This window comes from Candidatus Cyanaurora vandensis, assembly GCF_013285555.1.
In the GTDB taxonomy this organism is placed as follows: Bacteria; Cyanobacteriota; Cyanobacteriia; order Gloeobacterales; family Anthocerotibacteraceae; genus Cyanaurora; species Cyanaurora vandensis.
Genome location: NZ_JAAXLT010000181.1, coordinates 1 through 7,880, shown reverse-complemented (window position 1 = coordinate 7,880; position 7,880 = coordinate 1). Strand labels below are relative to the sequence as shown.

Below are 7,880 nucleotides of genomic sequence, written 5' to 3'. Positions count from 1 at the left end.
GGGCGGAGGGGCGGCTGTTGAGCAGCATGGCGACTTTTACAATTCCTGTAGGATTGCTATATAAGCGAAGAGATCCCCCCTAGCCCCCCTTGAAAAAGGGGAATAGAGCTTATACGAGTCGCCCTACTCAAAAAGCTCTTCAAGTCCCCCTTTTTAAGGGGGATTTAGGGGGATCTCTTCTTATTCAGGCATCAAATAACTGCCATAAATTACCAATCCCGCGCACCCCACGGGCAGCGTCGGCAGGAAAGGAACGGGCATGAGCGTTTGCGGGAACTGGGCTTGGGCTTGGTTGAGACTGTGTTGGTGACGATGGGCAATAGTTTGGCACTGGGGGCAGGAACTCGGGGGGAGGATGCGGTTGATGACGAGGTGTTGGGGGGTGAGTTGGAGAGCGGTGAGTTCAGTGAGTAATCGGGCGGTTTCTTGGAGGACGGTGGTTTCGGGGGTGAGGACGGGGAGGACCGTGGTGAACTCGGGGCGGATGAGGTCTTTTTTTAGTTGCAACAGTTGTTTACGCCAAGTGCGGAACTGGTCAGCCAAGACACTATCACTGAAAAGATTGCGGTGTTTCACCCAGAGTCTGAGCAGATAGGTCAACCACGCTTCGAGAGCTTCGGGTAGATGTAAGAAGCGGAGCAAGTGGCCCGTGGGCGCGGTGTCTAGCACAATCAAGTCCCAGGTGGACCCGGAATTAATTACGTTAAGTAGGGCTGCCATCTCATCCAGTCCCGGCGGCGGCTGGTCTAGGAGGTATTGCCAAGTCTGGACCTCCTCAATACTCAAGTTGTCACGGTTGAGTCCATCCAGAACTGCTCGGAGACTGGCGATGACCCCGGCGAGGGTCGTTTCGGGTTCGACTTCCTGGCCCCAGAGATTGGTTGTGATGGGCTGGGGCTGGGCAGAGAGAGGTTGAGCGAAACTGTCTCCGAGGGAATGGGCCGGGTCAATCGAGACTATCAACACGCGTTTCTCGGGATGACGTTGGGACAGCGTGAGGGCGATAGCGGCGGCAGTCGTCGTCTTGCCCACCCCGCCCTTACCCGCCACCAATAACAGTTGACAGCCCAAGTCCAGATAATCCGGGAGACCCGCGCCGCTCGTTGGAGGATAGGGCAAATCGAGATTCTGACTGTAAGTAGAAGGACGGAGCGGCTGACATTTCGCCAAAACCTGCCGCAACCGCTCCTCCCCAATCGGTTCCTCGCTCAGGAGCGGAATCTGCCAGCGGGGGATAGTCTGGTCCAGGGCAAACAGCGGTTGGAGACGCATCTGCTGACGTTGCTGCCAAGTCAAGCACTGGGGACAATCGGGGTTCGGGGTGAGGACTTGGTTGACCACGACCCCGCCCACCGGGATCTGGGCCGCTTGTAAAAATGTCAGGAAGCGGCTCGTCTCCGGGATACTCAATTCCTCCGCCAATAACACCACCCACGCCTGGGTCCGGGCCGGGTCCACTAGGAGTTCACGCAGACCCTTCAACAAGCGGGTAAATTCCGCGAGGAATTCATCACTTGCACCGGGGGTATAGCTCCCGCCGAAGCGTTGGGAGAGTTGTTGATGTTTGGAGTGCAGGGATTCAAAAACGCCCAGCAACCGCTCGATAAAGTCGGGATATTCCAGCAAGCGCATGGCGTGTCCAGTGGGGGCCATATCCAGGACCACGGTTTCACACTGTTGGGTCAGGAGCAACTGACTCACCCGGACCACCGCCATCACCTCATCGAAACCGGGCCAAGTCAAGTTCCAAAGCCCCATCAAGTCCGCACCCTCAAAAATACTGCTGTGTTCAGCAATCTGACTCACCGCTTCTTGATACTGGGCCCGGAACGCCCGCAATTCTGCCTCCGCGTCCAGAGCGAGGGCGGACCAGTTAGCATGGTCCCCGACCTGGGTCGCGGTGGAGCCGACCCGGAGGGCCAAGACATCGGCAATAGAGTGGGCGGGGTCAGCGGAGACCAGCCAAACCCGGCGGTCGGGGGCAATGTGGGCGAGGTGCTGGGCCAAGGCGGCGGCGGTGGTACTCTTGCCCACGCCCCCTTTACCACTGACAAGGAGTAACTGGATTTGCTCAGGGAGTTGCATGGGGGGGTGTCCGTAATGAAGTATGGGTCGAGAGCATCAAGTACAGTCGGGCGTGAACTAGGTCCAACCCCGCCACCCCGAGGTCCACTTCACCTTGCAGCACGACTCCGGTGGTCAAGAGTCGGTCTAGTAACTCCAGGATGCTCGCCTGGGGACTGGGTTGACCGGGATAGTAGGCCCCCCGGTCGGGGAGGAGCTTGCCCACTTCACCCAGATCCAAGTTCAGGTCTTGGGGATCGATCCCGAAGGTTTCGCACAAACGTAAAACCTGGTTTTCCATAGCGATTAAGGAAGTGGCAGCGGCATTGACCTGGGCCTCCGTCAAAAGTTCTTGGTCCATCTGACGAATAACTTGGGCTTCCATCAGTTGCCGGATTAGTTCAATCAAGGTCAACACCAGAGGAGCCAGACCCGCCTGCGCCGGGGCAACTTTGACCGGCTCAGACAAAGTGGTAGGGCGGCAGTGGCCCGGTGAGCGTAACTTCCCAGTGGGTGAGGGGAATCAGGAATACCCCCAAGGCACGGGGTACGAGGAGATGCACCCGCTCACCTTCAAGGACATAGTGTACCCCCAAGGTTTGCAGGTGGGTGAAGAGGTGTTCCTGTTCAGCCCGTTGCTGTTGTTGACGGTCCTGGACCTGCTGGTACTGCTGTTTGCGCTGCTGGAAATAGGCCCGTCCCTCAGCGGCATTGGCAACCGTGGGAGCCAGGACAACGGGCGTTAGTCGGAGCGTAAACTCCACCCGGTCCTGCAACTGGTCCAGACGGGCAAGATACAGGTCTTGATGCGCCAAAAGATGTTCGCTCAGTGCGTCCGCCGAACTAAAAACCGTGGCAAAGCGCAGGGGCAAGACCGGCGCGAGGGCAAAAAGTTCCTGGATCACCCGGTCATGGTCCACGACGGCTTCCAGAGCCGTGGTCTCCTCCGCCAGCATCGTGAGGTCTAGATCCGGTTGGACCGCCGCTAAAACCCGTCCTGCTGTCCAAAACATCACCCTCCCCCCAGCCAGACCAGGACCAACATAGGCGGGCGGAGGCGCAGCGAGTAAAGCAAATGCATACATAAACCTTAGATTACCCCGCGTCCGCCTTGAAGCTGCAGGTGAGAGCTTTTTGTAGAACTGTGGAGTAGGTCAAGGAGTGGATGTGATATGTTAACGATGGTTTCTGAGTCTCAGGCATGACTCGAGCTGGTGTGGCGCAACGGTAGCGCAACTGATTTGTAATCAGTAGGTTGTCGGTTCAAATCCGTCCACCAGCTTGCCCTCTCTAAGGCTTTTAGGCCCCTTGTACAAAAATTTGATAAGAGTCAAAAGGAAATAACATAGACTGTACTACTACGAAAAAACCACCCAGACTTAAGCTGGGTGGCTTCTCGGCTCTTTGTCCTAAACCTCGTCGGTTTCGCGGTCCTCACGGGAGACAGTGTTGACCCGTTCGCGGTACTCGCGGCAGAGATGGTCTACTTTTTGCTTAGAATCGCCATCGGCGTAGAGGTGGACCAACGGGTCGCCCGCATCTGGCAGGACTAATACCCAATCGGTTTCGGATTCGTGAATTTTGACCCCATCAATCAATTCCACCTGCTCCCGTTTGTTCTCCTCCACCAACAGGCGCATCAAGGAACCCTTGGCATTCCAAGAACAGCGGACTTGGAGGTGTTTGTGGTGAATTGGGGGCAGTTCCTGACGGACTTGAGCTAGGGTCCGCTCCTGCACTGTCAGTAGCTCAATCAGCTTGGCAATGGTGAACATCGCATCAAAGCCGGGGTGCAGTTGCGGGAAGATGTAGCCCATGTCGGCAGAACCGGCTAGGGAGACATTGGGGGTGGTGGCGGCGGCTTCCATCAGAGCGGTGGGGTTGGACTTGGTGCGGATCACCGTTGCGTCGTGGCGGTTGGCGATCTGCTCAATCACGCTGGTACTGTTGACCGGAATGATGATCTTGCTGCGCGGGTTGGCGGCGAGGACCAATTCCGCCAGCACAGCGGTCAGGTATTCGCCCCGGATCACCTCACCGAGTTCATCAACTAGGACCAACTGCTCACCGTTGGCATAGACCTGGACCCCAAAACTCGCTTCAAGGGCTTGGACGACATTACTCAATTGGGAGAGTAGGCGTTCACGCTGCTCCACCGAGGGGGCGGAGTAACTCAGCGAGGCGTTCAAGACGACGGCATCGGCCCCAAATTTGCCCAGCAACACCGGCAGGATCGCGCCAGCAACCCCGTAGGCGTAGTCAATGACCACTTTCTTGCTGTTGCGGAGTGGTTCGGTGTTCATGCTCTTCTGGAAGCCTTCGCCGTAGTAATCCAGCATCCGAATTGGATAGTTCACATCCCCGATGTCCTCAATCCGGGCACGCTGGAAGTCCTCTTTGAAGTAGGCCGACTCAATTTTTTTCTCCTTGGCCTTGGAGATGTTAATCCCCTGGGCATCTAGGAATTCAATCAAGATGTAGTCCGGGCGGTCGGGGTGGACCCGGACGTGGATACCGCCGACGACTCCGTGGATGGGCGCACAGTAGCGGGCAATCGGGATAGCAGTGGACTCTAGGTTTTGGACATTTACCCCAACAGACATCAAGCCTGAGATCAAAGACCGGGTAACCATCCGGCAGATGGGCCGTTGGTCCCGCGAGATCTGGACCTGGACCCCGAGTTTGAGGGTCGCGCCGTAGGCGGCACCGACTTTGACCGCAAACTCTGGGGTGATATCCACGTTAGCCAGCCCGATAATCCCGCGCTGGGAAAAGAGATTCCGGAGGGCCTGACTGCCCCAGATCAAGTTGATATTCAAGACCGCTCCTGTTTCAATTTTTTTGCTGGGCCAGACCCGGACGCCCGCACTCACACAGGCTTCATCCCCCACTGAACACAGCGGCCCCAAGACTGACCCTTCCATCAATTGAACGCGACGACCAATCCGACTGCCCCGTGCGACCACGCAAGCACTCAAAACCGCTTCGTCACCCACAGCGGTGCCATTCCAGACGATGGCGCGTTGAATGACTGCATCGGAGCCAACGAAAACATTTTCACCCAGGACCGTGCCGCCGAGAATTTTAGTCCCCGCCCCAATCCGGCAGCCCTTCCCGATGATCAGCGGAGCTTCGAGTACGGCGGTGGGATGGATCGAGCAACCTTCCCCGACCCAGACCCCAGGCGAACGCTCGTTGTAGGCGAAATCCAGTTGTACTTTGCGGTCTAGGCCATCATATTGGGCTTCGCGGTAGGTATCGAGGTTGCCGACATCGCACCAGTAACCCTCCGCGACATAGCCATACATCGGCTCTTTGTGAGCAAGGAGTTTCGGGAAGAGGTCGTTGGAGAAGTCTACTTCTTTGTTGCCGGGCAGGTAGCGGAGGACTTCGGGTTCCAGGATATAGGTCCCGGTGTTGACGGTGTCGGAGAAGACTTCAGAGCTTGAAGGCTTCTCCAAAAAGCGTTCAATCCGTCCATTCTCATCGGTGATGACCACCCCAAACTCGCGGGGGTCGGGCACACGGGTGAGGATTAAAGTCGCTTTGGAACCCCGCTCCCGATGGAACTTCAAGGCCGCCGTCAAATCAAAATCAGTCAGGGAATCGCCTGAGATCACCACAAAAGTTTCGGTGAGTAACTGTTCAATATTCTTGACACAGCCAGCGGTCCCGAGGGGCTTTTCTTCTTCGACCGCGTAGGTCATGCTTACCCCAAAATCACTCCCATCCCGGAAATACTCCCGCATCACATCGGGTAAGTAGTAGAGGGTAGCGATGACTTCCGCGATGCCGTGTCGTTTGAGTAAGTTAATAATGTGTTCGGAGATGGGCCGATTGAGAATGGGCACCATCGGTTTGGGAATATCACAGGTCAAGGGACGCAGACGGGTTCCAGAGCCCCCAGCCATCAGCACTGCTCGCATCAAACCTCCTCATAACTGCGGTGAGGACATAAAATCACGTACTCCCTTACAGTGTACCGGGTTAGTTGTCAGGCTGAACGCCAGTTACTTTTGCGTAAACTTTTGTGAAAAACCCCGCGCTTAGTAGTCTTCCTAACGTTAGATTGCTAGAGCGAGTTAGGAAGCCGAGATGACCATGCCGCGAGACAAGAAAGATTATCTGACCGCCCTGAAGTCTCTAGGGCTAGCGGGAGTCATCGGCTACGGTATCGCTTCTTTGTGCACCTATACCTTCACCTTCGCCACCACTTGGTACGGTTATGCCCAGACCACTGGCGAGGACCCGGCCCAAAATCTGCTACCCGTGCTGGGGCTAGTCTGGATCGCTGCCCGTCTGAGCCAACCGATTCGGATTGGGGGGGCGGTCTTCCTGGCTCCAGTAATTACATATTTCCTCAAGCGCAGGCACGCTCAACCATCCTGAGCGTTTCGGTAAATTAACGTCCAATGGCGGTCTGAGGTCTGGCTAAGCTGCACCGGCGTGAGTCCGACCCAAGCGGCAAGCTGCTGAACTTCATCTAGGGTAAAACTCGCCCAGAGTGAATCGGCAAAAAGTTTACGTTGTTCATTGCTGTCTTGAGCAGTATGGACACTAATCAGTTGTTGGAGCATGACCGCATTCCTGGGACGGATTAGGTCGCGCAGGAAGATGAGGCCACCCGGAGCCAAGAGCCGTTTGAGTTCTTGTAAACAGGGACGGGGGTCTGGTAAGTGGTGCAGGAGACTGTTGGTAAAAATAGTGGTGAAAGACTTACTGGACCAGGGGAGGTGTTTCGCATCGGCTTGGACCAACTCGATCCGCTCACTCAGGCGAGCGGCTTGGACCTGCTTTTGGGCCACTAGGAGCATCGCCGGAGCCGCATCCACCGCCACAAGCTGCACGGTGGGGAAATGTTCACAGACCAAAATCGGGATCTGCGCTGGCCCCGTCCCCACATCTAACCACCGTCCTAGGCGCGGCTCAGCTAAGGCGAGGTCCTGGACAAATTGGCGGTTCACCCCCCCATGGTCCATCGCGGCGTAGGCCAGAGCTTCGTCCATCACTTCCGGTTCGGGGATACGGGGCAGGGCCATCGGGGTCGCCAAACAACCTTACCAATGTCGCATAGCTTCCCAAGGGGGAGGGCAAAATAGTATGTTAAAAAGATTGACCATTCATTCCGGCGTCCTATGAAACAAATGTGGTACGGTCTGTTGCTCTGGGGGCTGGCCCTCAGTCCCATGGCCCAGGCCCAAGCGCAAGCTTCTGTCCCGCCCGCCCCGCTGCCCAAAACGGCCCCGGCTCCCGTGGTCATTCCCGCTGTCACGCCCGTGGACCAGCCCCGGCAACTAGAAGCCACCAACAGCATCCTCAGCCTGCCCGCTGCCAACCAGTTACTCCAGGAAGCCCAAAAAGCGGCTCAAGCCAGTGACTTCCCCCTGGCTCTGGAGAAGACGACCCAAGCGGTGACCATGCTCAACCAGCTGTCTGCTTTCCATGAATCGCTTGCCAAAGCCATGAGCGGGATTGACAACCGCATCTCCGACGAAGAAAAACAACAGGCCCTCACTGCCGCCATCAAGCGCGACGAGGCCACGTACCAATTGGCCTTAATCCACCGCGCCCAGGGTAAACCAGAACTCGGCGTCCCGCTGTTAGTACGGATTGTCGTCTCCCAGGGGGTAGACCGGGGCCTGGGTCAAAAAGCCTACCAGCAGTTGTACGAGTTGGGCTTTGTCAAAACCGCCTATCCCCGCAACTAAGCTCCTCATAGTAGAGCCACCCGGGGCGGGGTGGCTCTGGTAGTAATAGGGCAATTCCCTAGGGGAGGACGAGTGGTATTAATCGCTGACCTATGGCAACATCTTGAG

At 56.8% G+C, this 7,880-nt stretch carries 7 protein-coding genes and 1 tRNA gene; 3 read left to right on the top strand and 5 right to left on the bottom strand.

What is annotated here, in order from left to right; all coding sequences use genetic code 11:
• Positions 1-180: 180 nt before the first annotated feature.
• The 3 genes from HFM78_RS12725 to HFM78_RS12715 are packed head-to-tail and all read right to left on the bottom strand — an operon-like array spanning position 181 to position 3,149.
• Positions 181-2,085 (bottom strand): ArsA family ATPase, encoded by a 1,905-nt coding sequence (locus tag HFM78_RS12725; protein ID WP_287129823.1) that lies wholly within the window; start codon positions 2,083-2,085, stop codon positions 181-183.
• Entirely contained in the window at positions 2,072-2,533 is a 462-nt protein-coding gene (locus HFM78_RS12720; RefSeq protein ID WP_287129822.1) for a gas vesicle protein K, read from the bottom strand. Before HFM78_RS12720 ends, HFM78_RS12725 begins: the two co-directional genes overlap by 14 nt.
• Entirely contained in the window at positions 2,526-3,149 is a 624-nt protein-coding gene (locus HFM78_RS12715) for a GvpL/GvpF family gas vesicle protein (protein WP_287129821.1), read from the bottom strand. The genes HFM78_RS12720 and HFM78_RS12715 overlap by 8 nt, the downstream gene beginning before the upstream one ends.
• Before the next feature lie 125 nt (positions 3,150-3,274).
• Between HFM78_RS12715 and HFM78_RS12710 the strand changes: the two genes are divergently transcribed.
• A tRNA-Thr gene (locus HFM78_RS12710) sits at positions 3,275-3,346 on the top strand.
• Between the two features lie 127 nt (positions 3,347-3,473).
• On the opposite strand, the gene HFM78_RS12705 is transcribed toward HFM78_RS12710, so the two are convergent.
• Positions 3,474-5,990 (bottom strand): mannose-1-phosphate guanyltransferase, encoded by a 2,517-nt coding sequence (locus HFM78_RS12705; protein WP_287129820.1) that lies wholly within the window; start codon positions 5,988-5,990, stop codon positions 3,474-3,476.
• A 169-nt stretch (positions 5,991-6,159) separates the two neighbouring features.
• On the opposite strand from HFM78_RS12705, the gene HFM78_RS12700 reads away from it, so the two are divergent.
• Complete coding sequence (locus tag HFM78_RS12700; RefSeq protein WP_287129819.1) at positions 6,160-6,453, top strand: hypothetical protein; 294 nt, start codon at positions 6,160-6,162, stop codon at positions 6,451-6,453.
• Here the strand turns inward: HFM78_RS12700 and HFM78_RS12695 are convergent.
• A complete protein-coding gene (locus tag HFM78_RS12695; protein WP_287129818.1) occupies positions 6,441-7,103 on the bottom strand; it encodes a class I SAM-dependent methyltransferase in 663 nt (220 codons plus the stop codon). The genes HFM78_RS12700 and HFM78_RS12695 overlap by 13 nt on opposite strands.
• Positions 7,104-7,199: 96 nt before the next feature.
• On the opposite strand from HFM78_RS12695, the gene HFM78_RS12690 reads away from it, so the two are divergent.
• Positions 7,200-7,772 (top strand): hypothetical protein, encoded by a 573-nt coding sequence (locus HFM78_RS12690; protein WP_287129817.1) that lies wholly within the window; start codon positions 7,200-7,202, stop codon positions 7,770-7,772.
• Positions 7,773-7,880 lie beyond the last annotated feature (108 nt).

Excerpts from the sequence above, each read along its gene's own strand:
- HFM78_RS12725 (WP_287129823.1), bottom strand. The coding sequence starts at position 2,085 with ATGCAACTCCCTGAGCAAATCCAGTTACTCCTTGTCAGTGGTAAAGGG.
- HFM78_RS12715 (WP_287129821.1), bottom strand. The coding sequence starts at position 3,149 with ATGTATGCATTTGCTTTACTCGCTGCGCCTCCGCCCGCCTATGTTGGT.
- HFM78_RS12705 (WP_287129820.1), bottom strand. The coding sequence starts at position 5,990 with ATGCGAGCAGTGCTGATGGCTGGGGGCTCTGGAACCCGTCTGCGTCCC.
- HFM78_RS12700 (WP_287129819.1), top strand. The coding sequence starts at position 6,160 with ATGACCATGCCGCGAGACAAGAAAGATTATCTGACCGCCCTGAAGTCT.
- HFM78_RS12695 (WP_287129818.1), bottom strand. The coding sequence starts at position 7,103 with ATGGCCCTGCCCCGTATCCCCGAACCGGAAGTGATGGACGAAGCTCTG.
- HFM78_RS12690 (WP_287129817.1), top strand. The coding sequence starts at position 7,200 with ATGAAACAAATGTGGTACGGTCTGTTGCTCTGGGGGCTGGCCCTCAGT.